The 15319-nt window shown below is 40.2% G+C and carries 16 protein-coding genes; 3 read left to right on the forward strand and 13 right to left on the reverse strand.

The window, feature by feature from the left end; genetic code table 11:
• Positions 1-70: 70 nt before the first annotated feature.
• The 7 genes from ACIQCE_RS03705 to ACIQCE_RS03735 all read right to left on the reverse strand — a co-directional run bounded on the left by ACIQCE_RS03705 (position 71) and on the right by ACIQCE_RS03735 (position 8047).
• The gene (locus tag ACIQCE_RS03705) at positions 71-1021 is read right to left on the reverse strand and encodes an ABC transporter permease (protein WP_400493637.1); all 951 of its coding nucleotides are present in this window, start codon (positions 1019-1021) and stop codon (positions 71-73) included.
• Positions 1022-1099: 78 nt separating this feature from the next.
• Positions 1100-2734, reverse strand: a complete 1635-nt coding sequence (locus ACIQCE_RS03710) for a peptide-binding protein (protein ID WP_400493638.1) — start codon at positions 2732-2734, stop codon at positions 1100-1102.
• Positions 2735-2806: 72 nt separating this feature from the next.
• The gene (locus ACIQCE_RS03715; RefSeq protein WP_400493639.1) at positions 2807-3829 is read right to left on the reverse strand and encodes an ABC transporter ATP-binding protein; all 1023 of its coding nucleotides are present in this window, start codon (positions 3827-3829) and stop codon (positions 2807-2809) included.
• Positions 3816-4808: an ABC transporter ATP-binding protein gene (locus ACIQCE_RS03720; protein WP_400493640.1), complete on the reverse strand. Its 993-nt coding sequence runs from the start codon at positions 4806-4808 to the stop codon at positions 3816-3818. The genes ACIQCE_RS03715 and ACIQCE_RS03720 overlap by 14 nt, the downstream gene beginning before the upstream one ends.
• Positions 4809-4965: 157 nt before the next feature.
• Positions 4966-5880, reverse strand: coding sequence for a DUF2268 domain-containing putative Zn-dependent protease (locus tag ACIQCE_RS03725; RefSeq protein ID WP_400493641.1), 915 nt, complete (start codon positions 5878-5880; stop codon positions 4966-4968).
• Entirely contained in the window at positions 5846-7087 is a 1242-nt protein-coding gene (fabF, locus tag ACIQCE_RS03730; RefSeq protein WP_400493642.1) for a beta-ketoacyl-ACP synthase II, read from the reverse strand. Before fabF ends, ACIQCE_RS03725 begins: the two co-directional genes overlap by 35 nt.
• 21 nt (positions 7088-7108) lie before the next feature.
• Positions 7109-8047, reverse strand: a complete 939-nt coding sequence (locus ACIQCE_RS03735) for a beta-ketoacyl-ACP synthase III (protein WP_400493643.1) — start codon at positions 8045-8047, stop codon at positions 7109-7111.
• Between the two features lie 172 nt (positions 8048-8219).
• Here ACIQCE_RS03735 and ACIQCE_RS03740 point away from each other — a divergent pair, with 172 nt between their 5' ends.
• Entirely contained in the window at positions 8220-8453 is a 234-nt protein-coding gene (locus ACIQCE_RS03740; RefSeq protein ID WP_400493644.1) for a hypothetical protein, read from the forward strand.
• A gap of 9 nt (positions 8454-8462) precedes the next feature.
• Here ACIQCE_RS03740 and ACIQCE_RS03745 read toward each other — a convergent pair whose 3' ends face one another.
• The 4 genes from ACIQCE_RS03745 to ACIQCE_RS03760 all read right to left on the reverse strand — a co-directional run bounded on the left by ACIQCE_RS03745 (position 8463) and on the right by ACIQCE_RS03760 (position 11112).
• Positions 8463-8660, reverse strand: a complete 198-nt coding sequence (locus tag ACIQCE_RS03745; RefSeq protein ID WP_400493645.1) for a ComZ family protein — start codon at positions 8658-8660, stop codon at positions 8463-8465.
• A gap of 11 nt (positions 8661-8671) precedes the next feature.
• Positions 8672-9634, reverse strand: a complete 963-nt coding sequence (locus ACIQCE_RS03750) for a BMP family ABC transporter substrate-binding protein (protein WP_400493646.1) — start codon at positions 9632-9634, stop codon at positions 8672-8674.
• Between the two features lie 89 nt (positions 9635-9723).
• Positions 9724-10296, reverse strand: a complete 573-nt coding sequence (locus tag ACIQCE_RS03755; RefSeq protein WP_400493647.1) for a nad binding enzyme — start codon at positions 10294-10296, stop codon at positions 9724-9726.
• A gap of 75 nt (positions 10297-10371) precedes the next feature.
• On the reverse strand, positions 10372-11112 hold the full coding sequence (locus ACIQCE_RS03760; protein WP_400493648.1) for a hypothetical protein: 741 nt from the start codon (positions 11110-11112) through the stop codon (positions 10372-10374).
• A gap of 187 nt (positions 11113-11299) precedes the next feature.
• On the opposite strand from ACIQCE_RS03760, the gene ACIQCE_RS03765 reads away from it, so the two are divergent.
• On the forward strand, positions 11300-11494 hold the full coding sequence (locus ACIQCE_RS03765) for a YjzD family protein (RefSeq protein WP_353856137.1): 195 nt from the start codon (positions 11300-11302) through the stop codon (positions 11492-11494).
• Positions 11495-11536: 42 nt separating this feature from the next.
• On the opposite strand, the gene ACIQCE_RS03770 is transcribed toward ACIQCE_RS03765, so the two are convergent.
• Both ACIQCE_RS03770 and ACIQCE_RS03775 read right to left on the reverse strand, forming a co-directional pair.
• On the reverse strand, positions 11537-12802 hold the full coding sequence (locus ACIQCE_RS03770) for an MFS transporter (RefSeq protein WP_400493649.1): 1266 nt from the start codon (positions 12800-12802) through the stop codon (positions 11537-11539).
• Positions 12803-12976: 174 nt separating this feature from the next.
• Positions 12977-13156 carry a YjzC family protein gene (locus tag ACIQCE_RS03775; protein WP_353856139.1) on the reverse strand — a complete coding sequence of 60 codons (180 nt, stop codon included), beginning with the start codon at positions 13154-13156 and terminating at the stop codon, positions 12977-12979.
• A gap of 591 nt (positions 13157-13747) precedes the next feature.
• On the opposite strand from ACIQCE_RS03775, the gene ACIQCE_RS03780 reads away from it, so the two are divergent.
• The gene (locus tag ACIQCE_RS03780; protein ID WP_400493650.1) at positions 13748-15286 is read left to right on the forward strand and encodes a glycoside hydrolase family 43 protein; all 1539 of its coding nucleotides are present in this window, start codon (positions 13748-13750) and stop codon (positions 15284-15286) included.
• Positions 15287-15319: the final 33 nt, after the last annotated feature.

The following is a 15319-nucleotide window of genomic DNA, read 5'->3' on the forward strand; positions in this document are numbered from 1 at the left end:
CTTTGCTTTAGTTTGATATCAACAGGAGGTGGTCCGATATTTGGTTGTGCCAATTTCGTTCAGCTCCTTTCTAATACTCAATTCGCGGATCAACCATTGCATACAAAACATCCGCTATGAGATTTCCCACTACAACGAGCACCGCAGAGATGACGGTCATGGCCATGATGACAGGATAGTCTCTCGAAAAAGCTGAATCAATAAACAATTTTCCAAGACCAGGCCATGAAAAAATTTGCTCAACGACAACCGCTCCACCAATAAAAGATGGAATCATCAGACCAAAGATTGTAATGACCGGCATGAGTCCATTTCTTAATCCATGCTTATAGATTACCCTATTTTCTCTAAATCCCTTTGCTCTTGCTGTACGGATATAGTCCTGCCGCATTACATCTAGCATGCTTGATCTCGTATATCGTGTGAGCCCTGCCATATCTGCTGTGGCAAGAACAAAGGCTGGCAAAATCAAATGATGAATTCGATCAAACAGATTGAAGTCTGTGTTGATTGTCGCAACCCCGCCAGTTGGAAACCAGCCCAAATTAACGGAAAGAACCATAATAAGAATAAGACCGAACCAGAAATTCGGAATAGCCAGTCCAAGAAAGGATGTAAAGGTGATGCCATAGTCAAGCTTCGTATATGGACGCTTTGCTGAAAGAACACCAAATGGAATGGCAATGATGAGCGCCACAATTGTAGAAAAAATCATGAGGATAAGGGTATTCGGTAGTCTTGCAAAAATTAAATCAGCTACTGGGGTTCCCTTTTTGACGATGGAAGTACCAAAATCACCTTGTAGCATATTGCCCAGCCATTTCATGTATTGCACATATTCAGAATCATTCAAACCGTACTTTTCAATAAATGCCTCTCGATCTGCCGCACTAATGGTTGGATCCATCATGAGTGACATCGGATCACCTGGAGCTGCCTTCATAATCGCAAAGGACAAAATGGTAATACCAAAAAGAATCGGTATTGAGAGCAATATCCTTCTGATGATATATGTAAACATATGCACGACTCCTTTTTTCAACGTATGGCCAATCTCTTGTTAAAGAAGGGGAGAGAACTCCCCTTCTTCACTGAATTCCTACTTTTCAAACCACCATTTTTCAATTTTGTAATACTCATCTTTTGGGTGATAAGAGTAACCTTGGAGATTAGAAGGCATCGCACGATGGGAGTTCGCATAGTAAAGGAACGTGTATGGCTGATCTTCAGCAATCAGCTCATAGATTTTTTCATAGATCTTTGAATACTCCTTACGATCACTGCTTGATTTTGCTTCAACTAGCAATTTATCAACCTCTTCGTTTTTATACCAAACATTGTTCAAACCTTTTTCAGACTGACTTGAGTGAAAGATCGTATATTGATCAGGGAAAGTAGCTAGACTCCACCCTAAAAGTAAAGCGTCATAGTCCCATTTTGGTGGAGATGTCTGTTCGATTAACGCACTGAATTCAACAATTTGTGGCTTTGCTTCTATCCCAATTTCTTTTAGCTGCTGCTGAACAACTACCGCAATGTCCTCACGCACTTTGTTTCCTTGATTCGTTTTAATGACAAAGGAGAATTTTTTCCCGTCCTTATCAAGGTAGCCATCTCCATCCGTATCCTCCCAGCCCTCTTCTTTTAAAAGCTTCTTTGCTTTTTCCTGATTATATTCAAATACAGGGACATTTCCATTTTTCGGATAGTTCCATGAGAGTGGGCTTTCAGGAATGTTCGCTACTTGCCCGTCTCCATCTAATACTTGGTCAACAATGGTTTGGCGATCAATGGCATGCGTAAGGGCTTGGCGAACCTTTTTGCTTTTGAACAGTTCATTTTTCTGATTCCAACCGATAAAAGAATAGTTCAAGCCGAGATCAGATTCGATTTTCACATGGCTAATTTTTTCAGCAGTTGCTAGATCGGCTCCTGGGACGACAAAGAAATCAATATCACCTGCTGAGAGCTGTGCAAGTGCAGCATTTTGATCAGGGATTGTTTTAATCGTGACAGTATCTAGGTATGGACGTCCATCCCAATAATCGTCAAAGGCTTCTAGTTTGACGTAGTCTCCTTCTTTCCACTCTGCAAATTTAAATGGACCAGAACCGATTGGTTTTTTTCGATTAAATTCGTTTTCACCGAGATCCTTTATAGGCACATCACCTAAAATATGCTTAGGTAAAATGCCGTAGCTTCCTAGGGTTACATTATAAAAATATGGATCTTTTTGATTTAATTTAAATTGCACTGAATAATCGCCAGTTTTTTTCACAGATTCTAATACTTCAAAGCCTGAACCACGTTCACCATTGTAATCCTTATCAATCGGAATGCTGTATGTAAACACAACATCATCTGCGGTCAATTCTTTTCCGTCATGGAATTTGACACCTTTGCGAATGGTGACATCAAATTGCTTGCCGTCATCAGATTCCTTAATATCCTCTGCTAAAGAAAGCTGCGGGTTTAATTTCCCATCCGTTTCAAGCAAAAAGCTGTAAATTCTGTTTTCTATATCTGAACTTGCCACATCAGTAGAGTATAAAGAGTTAAATAAAGTGGGTTCACCGATTGATCCAATGACAAGATCACCGCCTTGGACTGGCTTTCCAGTCGATTCTTTGGCATTGTCTCCTGATGTTTTATTTCCCCCTGAGCAAGCCGTTAGTATCAATGTAAAGATCAGCAATAGACTGACAAAAAATGCGCGCTTATTCGAAACTTTCATTTAAATTTCCCCTCATCCTTCATTTTTTAATAAAATCTGTTTTACTAGTCGTCGGGATTCCCCCTCATTTTTTTATGTGTCGTAAAGGTGGCAGGCAACAAAGTGATTTGTTTTCAATTCTTGAAACATTGGTATTCTTTCTTTACATATACTCTTCGCCTGTGGGCATCTTGTATGAAACACACAGCCTTTCGGCGGACTTGCCGGATTCGGTAAATCCCCTTGCAAGATCATGCGTTCTCTTTTGATTTGGCCTTTTTTCCTTGTGACTGGTACTGAAGAAAGAAGCGCTTTTGTATATGGATGGAGAGGGTCATCATAAAGACTATGTTTATCTGCTAACTCCATCATCTTGCCTAAATACATGACACCTACTCGGTCACTAATATGACGAACAACACTTAAGTCATGAGAAATAAACAAATATGTGAGCTGAAATTCATTCTGAAGCTCTTGCATGAGATTGATCACTTGAGCTTGAATCGACACATCCAGTGCAGATACGGGTTCATCTGCAATGATCATCTCTGGGTTCATCGCAAGTGCTCGGGCAATGCCGATTCGTTGCCTCTGCCCTCCAGAAAATTCATGTGGATAGCGGTTTGCAAAGCTTGGATGAAGACCAACTTTTGCGAGCAGAAGTTCGACTTTTTCATTTCGTTCTTTGAAGGTGTACATGTTGTGAGTTTTGTAGGGTTCTTTGATGATACTGCGAAGTGTTTTTCTAGGGTTGAGTGAAGCAAAAGGATCTTGAAAGACCATTTGAATGTGTTTTCTTGTGGATTGTCTTAATTTTGATTCAGGTATACCGGAAATATCCTGCCCTTTAAATAAAATTTGTCCATCTGTTGGTTTGTATAAGCGGATCATCGTGCGACCTAAAGTAGATTTTCCGCAGCCTGATTCGCCCACAATTCCGAGTGTCTCGCCTTTATAAATTTTGAGGTCAATTCCATCAACTGCTTTGACAGCACCTACTGTACGCTGGAGAATACCTGCTTTGATTGGAAAGTGCTTTTTCACATGTTTGAGTTCTAGAATGGTTTCCCTTGGAATTGGTTCAATGAGATTGGATTGATTCTCAGCTAGCGTCATCTTCGCTTACATCCTCCTCATATAAAAAACATCTGACCGATCTTCCATTTTCTAATGTTTTCAGCTTGGGCAAATTGCTCATGCATTTTCCCATAGCCCTTGGACATCTTGGAGCAAAGCGGCATCCTGGTGGAAGCTGATCGGGAGCAGGTACATTTCCTTCTATCGGTATTAATTGATGAATTTCACCATCTATGACAGGAATTGAATTGAGGAGCCCCTCTGTATAAGGGTGAAGAGGATGGTCAAATAGCTCTTCCACTGTGCCATTTTCAACGATCTGCCCAGAGTACATAACAATGACGCGATCGGCAACCTCAGAAACGACACCTAAATCGTGTGTAATTAATAAAATGGACGTTCCCAGTTTGCTGCATAAATCTTTCATGAGAGTAAGCACTTGAGCCTGAATGGTCACATCAAGTGCGGTCGTAGGTTCATCCGCAATGAGAAGTTTCGGATCACAGCTAAGAGCAATTGCAATCATCACCCGTTGACGCATCCCGCCAGATAAGCGGTGTGGATAATCCTTCATCACTTGTTCTGCTCGTGAAAAACCAACTAGCTTTAACAATTCAATTGCTTTTCGCTTCGCTTCTTTTTTTGACATTTTTTTGTGATAGATGAGGATTTCACTTATCTGTTCCCCAATGGTTAAGACGGGATTTAGTGAGGTCATTGGTTCCTGAAATATCATAGATACTTCATTCCCGCGAATTTTGCATAATTCTTTTTCAGCATATGTAACAAGATCTCTGCCCTCAAGTTTGATGGACCCATCCATAATTTTTCCTCCTGAGCCTTTGATCAATCCCATGATTGATAAGGACGTAATACTTTTTCCCGATCCAGACTCACCGACAAGTGCTACTGTTTCTCCTTTTTTTATCGTAAAATCTACACCATCAACAGCGGGTATAGGTTCTTTTTTTCTGAAGAAGTATGTTTTTAAGTTTTGCACTTCAAGTAGCGTGCTCATTGATTCACTCCTTTCCCCATAGATAAAAAGAAACGGAATATTTATTCCACTTAGAATAAAAAGAATAATCAAAATTTTATATTTGTATGTTATTACATCATCATGACAAAATCAAGAATAATTTAGTAAAATTGTAATATTGCACTTTTTATGTTAATTATTCACTTATTTGTTCCATCACTTTTAAAAATGATTCTGCCGGCTCTTTAATCACTGAATCCTCACTGACTCGATGCTGATTGAAATACTTTTTCACCATATGAAAGCCAACTGCGTAACCAAGCATTTTGGGGTAGTTCCCTTTCCCATAAAGAAGATTCTGTATTAGCCTTTCGTCATTCTGAACTTTCGTTTGAAGATGATTAGAAACCCATTTTTTGTACATGCGTTCAAGCTGACTTTCATTATATAGTGTTGTCCATTTTGCTGTATAGTTTTCTCCATATCTATGGTATACAGCATATTCAGCCAGCCCTTCCATCATGATAGTATCAAGGAATGTAAAGTCTTTTTCTTCTTTTGTGAGAAAATGCAACCTGCACACATGGTGATATTCATGTGTCATCAAAGTACCAATTCGTTCTTTCGGTGTATTCGTGGATAGAAAGAGAAAGATTTTGTCGTCAAAAGCAATGCCTGATTGATAATAGAACTGCTCTCTGATTTCTTTACTGCTCTCATTGACAGGCAAAATAAAAATAGGAACATCTGGACCTCCCCATTGTTTTTGCAACAGTTTGTATTCTTTCATGACAAGATGAAAGTAGCCTTTTTCTTTGAGCTGGTCGATCATTTGCTGACAAGTGTTCCAACATTTCGTCATGCCATGATACTGAAGATGTGATAGGATAGAGGACCATTCTTTTTCTAATGCCCCTTTAAAATAAGGCACAAAACGTGCTGCAAGTTTTTGAAATGATGATGATTGTTGAATGAGATATTGTGTATTGATCAGCCCCATACAGTTTGACACCTCCATTTTCAGCATATGCAAAAAGGCGGCGATCCGTTTATAGATCGTCGCCTTCTTGGTTGTTTTATGCTTCGTATTTTTTGAAGATAATTGTCGCATTGTGCCCGCCAAATCCAAGTGAGTTGCTCAAGGCAGCCTTTACTTCTTTTGAACGTGCTTCATTTGCTACATAATCTAGATCACATTCTTCATCAGGTGTTTTAAGGTTGATTGTTGGTGGAATGACACTTTCTTTCATCGCAAGAATAGAGAAAATCGCTTCTACCCCGCCAGCTGCACCAAGCAAGTGACCAGTCATTGATTTCGTAGAGCTGATCGCAAGCTGATTGGCATGCTCGCCAAACACCTCTTTAATCGCTATTGTTTCAAATTTGTCATTGTAAGGTGTGCTCGTTCCGTGGGCATTGATATAATCAATTTCATCCACATTCACACCAGCATCTCGAATGGCTTCTTTCATGGCACGGACGCCGCCTTCTCCGTTTGGAGCTGGAGCTGTAATATGGTATGCATCTCCTGTTGAACCGTAGCCAACGATTTCTGCATAAATTTTCGCACCGCGCTTTAAGGCATGTTCCAGTTCTTCTAGGACAATAATACCTGCACCCTCACCCATGACAAACCCATCACGATTTTTATCAAATGGGCGACTTGCTGTGGCTGGATCAGGATTTGTCGAAAGTGCTTTATTCGCACAAAAACCTGCAAATGACATCTTTGTTAATGGTGCTTCTGTCCCGCCAGTGATCATGGCATCTGCATCTCCACGCTGAATGACTTTAAATGCATCACCAATTGAATTTGTACCAGTTGCACATGCTGTCACTGTACAAGAGTTAACCCCTTTTGCACCAAGAGCAATTGAAATTTGGCCAGTGGCCATATCCGGAATCATCATTGGCACAAAGAATGGGCTTACGCGTCTTGCGCCTTTATTTGAATAGATCTCAAATTGCTCTTCAAACGTTTCAAGTCCGCCGATACCAGAACCAACCCATACACCAACACGCGGTGCGTTTTCATCTGTGATTTCAAGGCGTGAGTCTTCTAAAGCCTGTTGAGCAGCTACCACTGCGTATTGGGTGAAGCGTGCCATCTTTCTCGCTTCTTTTTTCTCCATATAATCTTCGATGTTAAAATCTTTTAGTTCTGCAGCTACTTTTGCGGTATATTCACTTGAATCAACACGTGTGATTGGTCCAACACCTGATACACCTGCTATAGCATTCTTCCATGTTGTCTCTACATCGTTGCCAAGCGGTGTCAAAGCACCTAATCCTGTAACAACTACTCGTTTTTTATCCATTAATTTGTGCACCTCACTCTTTTATCGGCCCCATCGCATAGCAATTGCGCCCCACGTTAATCCGCCACCAAAACCAACCATTACAATCACATCGCCGTCATGAATTTTACCGGCTTCGATTTCTTCACATAGTGAAATTGGAATGGACGCTGCTGATGTGTTTCCATATTTATGGACGGTCTTTGACATTTTTTCGACTGGTAGCTCTAAGCGTTCGCGAGCTGCTTCCATAATACGAATATTGGCTTGATGCGGGATTAAGAAATCAACGTCTTCTTTAGATAGTCCTGCTTTTTTGATGACGTTAACACTCGATTCGCCCATTTGTCTCACAGCAAATTTAAATACTTCTCGTCCATTCATGATTGTATGATCTTTTTCATCTAAGTACAAGTGCTTCCCGCCTCTTCCATCAGCTCCGAGCTCAAATGCTAGTATTCCTTTCCCTTCACTGACAGTTCCTAAAACAGCAGCGCCTGCTCCATCTCCAAACAAAACAGCTGTATTACGGTCATCCCAATCTGTAATACGAGAAAGCTTTTCTACGCCAACGACTAACACATGTTGATATGTTCCTGATTCGATAAATTGTTTTCCAGTAACAAGCCCATACATAAAGCCAGCACAAGCAGCACTAATATCCATTGCACATGCTTTATGTGCACCGAGCTGTTCTTGTATCATACAAGCGACTGTCGGAAATGCTTGATCTGGCGTTACTGTTGCCACAAGAATCATATCAATATCTTCTGCAGCCACATCTGCATCCGCAAGTGCTTTTTTTGCAGCAGCAAGCGCCATATGAGATGTATTGACATCATCAGATGCAATTCTTCTTTCTTCTATACCTGTTCTAGTACGAATCCACTCATCAGAAGTGTCAACCATTTTTTCTAAATCATGATTTGTTATGACTTTTTCAGGTATATAGCGGCCAAGGCCAATAATTCCAGCATTCATTGAATAAGACTCCTTTTAACTCATAAGAGCATGTAATATTGTGATCTTATATTAGTATCTGGTACTAATTTTACCTTATTTTTTTCTCCTTGGCAATACAAACGTCTAACCTTCTCTCTCACTTTTTTCATAGATTAATGATATACAATAATAGTAGAAAGGAGCATGCGACATGGCAGAAAAAGATATTTTCACGGCGATGATGTTTGGACAGCCAGCGGAGAAAGAGAAAAACAAGTCAGAACTGAAAGATGAACGTACTGATACAACCTCAAATGATGACTCAATTGACTATATGCACGTCATGAATCAGATTGGGAACATTATGAACTCGATTGATGAGCTGAAGCCTGTGTTTAAAGATGTCGGACCAATGATCAGTGCCTTTAAGAAAAAGTTATCATAAAAAAAGCCACTATTTTGTGGCTTTTTCTGCTTTTGCATCCACCTTTCCAAGCTCATACGCCTCTTGCATGACAGATGTAAACAATGTCAGAAGCGGCTGAAGTGCTTCCTGCTCAAGCTGAATACCTGCTTTATCTAATTCTTCTTTTGCTTGCGGAAAATACTTCATCGCAATTTGCAAAAACTCCATTGATTTCTCGTGCTGCATATTCAATTACCTCACTTTTCATTTGGGAGCTTGCCCGTTTTCTTGTAATAAGTAATCTCATTTTTAATGTCTTTCACAAATGAACGATCAATGGTTGTACTAAATTTCCCCATTTCGATCACTCCTTCTTTAAAATCAAAGGAATACTCGCTTTTTTCATTTAGTGTGCCTTCATTAAATTTCTTTGCAATGATACTGTATGCTTTATCTACATGCTGTACTGTACTTGTTAAGACTGTATGGCTACCAAGGTTCGATTGATCGGTGACATACCCAATCGCTGATAAGTTATCAGCTTTGATTTGTTCAATGACAGGGATATTATAACCATCACCTGCTGGATAAACAACATCTGCGCCTTGTTTTTTCAGCTTTTCATACAGCTTAACAGCTTTGGCAGCATCATCCCAGTTTTCGACAAATTCCGCCAGCACTTGCACATGTGAGTCTTGATATTTAGCACCTTTGATAAATCCGTCTACTTCGCTTTGCCAATCATATGTAGCAAGAATACCAATCTTCTTTGTTTTTGACATATGTGCTGCTGTCATTCCTCCGAAAAAGCCCATTGCCTCTCCTTTAAAGGTAACATTCGTGACATTGTTAGCTCGAGGCTTGCCTCCATTGACCGTAATGAATTGTATTTTCGGATAATCTTCACTGATCAAGTTAAAAATGTCGCTGTACTCATTGCCATGACCAATAATTAAATTGACTCCTTTTTTATGGAATTCCTCAATGGCATCAACAATTTTCTCCTTGTCAACCATACCTTCCTTATAATAAACATCTACATCAAATGTTGATTGGATACTTAATAAGCCTTTATAACCTTTCGTTCCCCAAACTTGATCATTAATTGTATCGGGGACGAGTAAACCCACCTTCTCAATATGTCCTTTTAAAGGGGCCTGCGAGCAGGCAGATAATAGTAGAAGGAACGAAAAGATCATGACAAGCCGTTGGTACTTCATGCCATGTTCAACTCCCTTTGAACATACAGGTTCTATACTGTATGTTAAATATAGGCTTATTTTATACTGAAAAAAGATAAGATGGAAGATCATTCTTGCTTTTTGTCGAAAAATGTTGAGTTTTGTCTTTCCCAGTCTATGATGATTTTTTCTGCTTGTTTGACATCCGTTTGACTTTCCACCTTCAAATGATGAATCATTTCCTGTCTTTGATTGGTGTTTAAGGCCCAATTCACAAGAGCCTTTGCGACATCTTCTACGAAATAAGAATGGTCCTTGCACGTTCTTTTTTCTTGATCTAGTGTCCACGGTCCGAACATGTCAGGAAGGAAAATAGTAGGTTCATGCTGTTTTAACGCATCGCCTTCGGACTTGAAGAGTAACCGGTACATTCCTTGCTGCGCTTTGATATGTTCTCTTTGATCTGGATCTTCTGATTGAATAAAGATGACGTCATATGTCTCTTGGCTATCCTGAACGTCAATGACACGAATGAGATCATTTCGACCAAGCCACATCATCCGCTCCTCTAATAGCTTCTTTCTTTGCTCTGTATGAATTTCTGGAAGTGTAATGTCAACTTGTAAGCCCTCTTTCATCATATATTCACAAAGTGTCAGTCCAAAAAATTCATCTGCACCTATGATGAGTCCTGTTTCCATCTTCATGTCCCCTTTTTGCGTATGTCGAATAAAAAGAAGAGCCCTTTCTATGAAGGGCTATTATGATCCTATTCATTACAAATCTCTTTCATGCGATTTATAAAATTTGTGAATGGACTGAAAAATTCTTCTTGGATGATCGAACATATGCAAGGTTAGGTCGATTGGAAAGTGAGCTTGATCCATCATATGCTGATCAATAAAAGGCTTTGCATGGAGTTCATACGCGTATGGAGCACCATTTAGCCTTTGCCATATATGAATCGGTACATCGGCGGAATGAACCGGGCAAGAAGGAAGTGGATACGTTTCTGCTTCCTGTTCAGTACATCCATAGCTCTGTGCTAACTCCTTGATCATCTGTTTGTAAAAGAATTTGTGTTCTCTTTCAATCTCTCTTTGTGCATGAAGATGTAAGCATGGATTCAGCATCGCAATGGACCTTAATACTTCTGGCATCTCGTCGGCAAGGCTCATGGCAACAAGTGCACCCATCCCCTCTGCAAGCACATGAATCTCTCGGTTTAATATTTCTTGTTTTAATGTGTAATGAATTAGCTGTTTTGCATCAAAAACAGCGTCTTCGCATCCCCAGTGATTCCCATGAAGATGACTATTAAACAATGTATACCCTTCATCCTTTAAAGCAGTTAAAAGCTGGTTTCTCCCATAATGCTGAAGCCAGAATGATGTATTTTCCTGCACAAAGTGATTTCGGTCACCGAGGATAAGAATGCCAAAGCCATTTGGTTTTTGAGGAAGATGAATGACGTTCCACTGGGAACCAAGCTTTAGAAAACGTTCACTTACACCCATATGGCTAGCCTCCTTTCAGTGATTCTGCTTTCTATCATATGAACAACTACTCTTATAGGAATAAGGAAATCCCCTAAAGACAGAAGAAATCTTTTTATTTTTATAGCAGAAGGCGGAAAACAGTTTTCCCCCACTTGCATATATGGTATGATAATCAATAGATTGTTACATAAAGGACGGTGGGATTATGCGCTATATTATCACCCTCATTTGGACTTTTCTGCTAACACATATGGCTGGTTACATCGTTGCGTCTATGAATGGAGCAACTTATGATTTTACTTTGACTTCCATTCTTGCAGTTGTGTTTACGGTTATCTTATTCATTTTTGCTAAAGTAAGTCCAATGAAAGAAACTGAAAGTTCAACGAAACACTCTTAATACACAAGAACCCCCCTGTATGCTAGACAGGGGGGTTCTTATTTAGACCTCAACCGCTTCGGACTTCTGTTTATCTGTTGTGAAATGGCTTTTAGCAAGCCCTGTAAATAGGAAGATGGCAATACCCGATAGAATTTCAAGCAACCCTCCCCCAGCAATGACAGGTCCTGCTCCAAATCTCTCAGCCAGAACACCTGATACAACTGCTGCAAGCGGGAGAAATACGTTTGATGAAGCAGTGATCACCGCATACACTTGCGGCTGATCCTCTTGATCAACAGATGTTTGGATGATAACCATTTCTGGTACATTAATGGCACTCACTGCCGCTCCAAAAATAAAGGAAGCAAACAGAACAACCGGTAGCCATGTACTCATCCCTGTGATAAAGAACGCAACACCTTCAATGATGCCAGCTACAATAAAGAACAAACCGAACCTTTTAATTTTCACCTTTGCAAGAGCAAAACCCATCATAAATGCGCCTACAGCTGCAACGCCTCTTAAAATAGAATAAACCATTGAATCACTTTGTAGCGCTTCTGCTACATAAACGGCAGACAGTGCTTGCCAAGGTGCTGCCGCTACATTCATCAAAATACAATAAAGCGTCAAAGCAAATAAAATATGATGATTTTTGACAACAAGAAAGCCTTTTTTTAAGTTATAAAGATATGTATTCTTTGCCTGTTTAATGCCTGCTGCTCTTTCTTCTTCTGTTCTCTTCAGCTTGACTCCGATAATAAAAAGGCCAGAAATGATAAATAATGCAGTCGTAATTAGCAGTGTATCTGCGGGTCCGATTAATTTCACAAGCAGCCCTGCTATCATGACTGCTGCAAGCGCCACAATTTCGAATGATGATTGTAAGATAGCATTTGCTTTTTGAATGAGATGTGTCGGTACAATCTGCGGTAAGATGGCCACAGAGGCTGGATTATAAGCTGCACCTGTTGCTGATTGAATCACCATTAGTGAGATCAATAACCATAAGGGCAATAATTGTGAAAAGTGCAGGAGCGGGATAATAAGTACAATTGTTGCTCGAACGACATCTGAAGCAAACATCCATTTGGACAAATGGTGGTTTTTCATAAGAGGTCCAAGGATCGGGGCTAACAATGATGAAGGAAGAACTGTCACCGCAAGAAGAAGTCCTGTACCAAGTGCTCCGTCTCCTCTTAAAATCAATAGCCAAAGGACTGATGTAAATGCAAAGCTTTCCCCTGTATTTTTAATAAGCCTTGATATGAATAATGAGGTAAAGTGTTTATTCCAAACACTTTCACTGAGATTCATCTTTTCCATCACACAAATCCTTTCCACAATCATTCTATTCCTTATTACATATTTTACCTTAAGTTCGCTTTTTTTCATACTATTTATTTGAAAATTTGAACACTTAATTGTTTTTATTGTAAAGAAAAAAGAGGCACGACACATGCCTCTAAAGACTTATTATATGAACTCTTAGTCAATTGCTTACGGCTTTCTTTGATATGTCCAGACGCGATGATGATTCGAGTTATCCGGAAAGACATCGCCTGCTTTGAGCTTAATTTTTAAAGGATCTTTCACCATACTTCCGGTTTCGCCAATTTCAATATAAACGCCATTATTCGGTGCTTTATGTCCTGGTTTAAACTGGTGCTGCTGACCCATTTACACCCTCCTTTCTCGATTGATGTTATTATGCCCCGTGCTTTACCTCTCCTATCCCTGATGTAAAAAGTCTCTGCTTAATAGGAAGGTATAGTTTTTGTGCTTAGTGAGTAATGAATGATTCTAAATGCTTCTATCCAGACTTAAAACTCTCCGCTCGTTTGGCCACATTCGTCATCACCTTTGTTTCGTATCCAGATTCTCTGTTGATATAGGACAGGCGCTTCTCCCTATAAAAAAAGCGAACATGAATCAAGTTGAACTTCTGTATGTACAAGGACATAAACATAAATCCATGAATATGTGAATTAAACGGTATTGAATGGCACTATCAAAACCAATCCCCTTTCGCCTCATTTTGCAGAAGCTAAACCTGAATCCATTACGAGACAACGCTTTTCTCTAGAAATAATCCATTCGATGCGTTCTTCAAGATCAGTTGTCATCATATTTTAAAAAAGCCTCCTCCATTTTAAAGAAAATGGAGGATGTTAAGTGATAAAAACAAAATGCAACGTTTGTTGATTAGTTTTTACTTTTTTGCTTATTTGAGGAATTTGCCATTTCAATGGAGAAGGAGGATGTTTAGCTATGAGTAAAAAGTGTAGCGTATGTTTATTGGTTCTTGCTCTATTTTTGAGTTGCTTGTTTGGGGAATCTACATTTGCTGTAAGTACCCCAATTGCAAAACATGTAGGGAATTCAAATCCGCTTATAGACCATCATTTGGGAGCAGATCCGTTTGTGCTGACCTATAACGGAAGAGTCTATATCTATATGTCAAGTGATGACTATGAATATAATAGCGACGGAACGATTAAGGATAATTCATTTGCCAATTTGAATAAAGTATTCGTCATATCTTCAGCGGATATGGTGAACTGGACAGACCACGGAGCCATTCCGGTAGCAGGTGCCAATGGGGCTAATGACGGTGAAGGGATTGCAAAATGGGCAGGTGCGTCTTGGGCACCGTCAGCCGCAGTTAAAAAGATCAATGGTAAGGATAAATTCTTCCTTTATTTCGCAAACAGTGGCGGAGGTATCGGAGTTCTCACCGCAGACAGCCCAACCGGTCCTTGGACAGATCCGATCGGAAAAGCGCTAGTTACAACAAGTACACCAGGAATGTCCGGTGTAGTGTGGCTTTTTGATCCGGCAGTATTTGTAGATGACGATGGCACCGGTTACTTGTATGCTGGCGGGGGCATCCCTGGCGGTTCAAATCCAACGCAAGAGCAATGGGCCAATCCTCAAACAGCAAGAGTCATAAAATTGGGGCCAGATATGACCAGTGTTAGTGGAAGTGCATCTACAATTGATGCGCCTTTCATGTTTGAAGATTCAGCAATGCACAAGAATAACGGGAAATATTACTATTCCTATTGCATTAATTTCGGGGGCACGCACCCAGCCGATATACCCCCAGGTGAGATCGGCTACATGACCAGCTCAAGTCCCATGGGTCCCTTTACGTATAAAGGGCACTTCCTGAAAAATCCGGGCGCATTTTTCGGAGGTGGCGGAAACAATCATCATGCTGTTTTCCATTTTAAAAATGAGTGGTATGTGGTGTACCATGCTCAAACTGTCAGTTCCGCTTTATTTGGAGCCGGCAAAGGTTACCGTTCTCCCCATATTAATAAGCTGGTGCACAATGCAGATGGATCCATTCAAGAGGTAGCGGCAAATTATGAAGGCGTAACACAGCTTTCCAATTTGAATCCGTATAACCGGGTAGAAGCTGAAACGTTTGCCTGGAATGGACGCATTTTGACAAAGAAATCCTCAGCACCCGGCGGACCGGTAAATAATCAAAATGTAACAAACATTCATAACGGTGACTGGATTGCTGTAGGAAATGTAGACTTCGGAACCGGTGGTGCTAGCACGTTTAAAGCAAATGTAGCATCTACTATAGGTGGAAAAATAGAAGTGCGCCTCGACAGTGCAGACGGTAAGCTTGTTGGAACCCTGAATGTACCTTCTACAGGTGGAGCGCAAAACTGGAGAGAAATAGAAACTGCAGTAAGTGGCGCAACTGGTGTGCACAAAGTATTCTTTGTATTTACTGGAACAGATGAAGGACATTTGTTTGATTTTGATTACTGGCAGTTTACGCAAAGATAGCACCGACGGGACCGCTCATTATAAAGGATTTAA

It is taken from the genome of Bacillus sp. NPDC093026 (assembly GCF_044754665.1).
GTDB lineage: Bacteria > Bacillota > Bacilli > Bacillales > Bacillaceae > Bacillus > Bacillus maqinnsis.

Coding starts and splice junctions, on each gene's coding strand:
- ACIQCE_RS03705 (WP_400493637.1), bottom strand. CDS start 1,021: ATGTTTACATATATCATCAGAAGGATATTGCTCTCAATACCGATTCTT.
- ACIQCE_RS03710 (WP_400493638.1), bottom strand. CDS start 2,734: ATGAAAGTTTCGAATAAGCGCGCATTTTTTGTCAGTCTATTGCTGATC.
- ACIQCE_RS03715 (WP_400493639.1), bottom strand. CDS start 3,829: ATGACGCTAGCTGAGAATCAATCCAATCTCATTGAACCAATTCCAAGG.
- ACIQCE_RS03720 (WP_400493640.1), bottom strand. CDS start 4,808: ATGAGCACGCTACTTGAAGTGCAAAACTTAAAAACATACTTCTTCAGA.
- ACIQCE_RS03725 (WP_400493641.1), bottom strand. CDS start 5,880: ATGCGACAATTATCTTCAAAAAATACGAAGCATAAAACAACCAAGAAG.
- fabF (WP_400493642.1), bottom strand. CDS start 7,087: ATGGATAAAAAACGAGTAGTTGTTACAGGATTAGGTGCTTTGACACCG.
- ACIQCE_RS03735 (WP_400493643.1), bottom strand. CDS start 8,047: ATGAATGCTGGAATTATTGGCCTTGGCCGCTATATACCTGAAAAAGTC.
- ACIQCE_RS03740 (WP_400493644.1), top strand. CDS start 8,220: ATGGCAGAAAAAGATATTTTCACGGCGATGATGTTTGGACAGCCAGCG.
- ACIQCE_RS03745 (WP_400493645.1), bottom strand. CDS start 8,660: ATGCAGCACGAGAAATCAATGGAGTTTTTGCAAATTGCGATGAAGTAT.
- ACIQCE_RS03750 (WP_400493646.1), bottom strand. CDS start 9,634: ATGAAGTACCAACGGCTTGTCATGATCTTTTCGTTCCTTCTACTATTA.
- ACIQCE_RS03755 (WP_400493647.1), bottom strand. CDS start 10,296: ATGGAAACAGGACTCATCATAGGTGCAGATGAATTTTTTGGACTGACA.
- ACIQCE_RS03760 (WP_400493648.1), bottom strand. CDS start 11,112: ATGGGTGTAAGTGAACGTTTTCTAAAGCTTGGTTCCCAGTGGAACGTC.
- ACIQCE_RS03765 (WP_353856137.1), top strand. CDS start 11,300: ATGCGCTATATTATCACCCTCATTTGGACTTTTCTGCTAACACATATG.
- ACIQCE_RS03770 (WP_400493649.1), bottom strand. CDS start 12,802: ATGGAAAAGATGAATCTCAGTGAAAGTGTTTGGAATAAACACTTTACC.
- ACIQCE_RS03775 (WP_353856139.1), bottom strand. CDS start 13,156: ATGGGTCAGCAGCACCAGTTTAAACCAGGACATAAAGCACCGAATAAT.
- ACIQCE_RS03780 (WP_400493650.1), top strand. CDS start 13,748: ATGAGTAAAAAGTGTAGCGTATGTTTATTGGTTCTTGCTCTATTTTTG.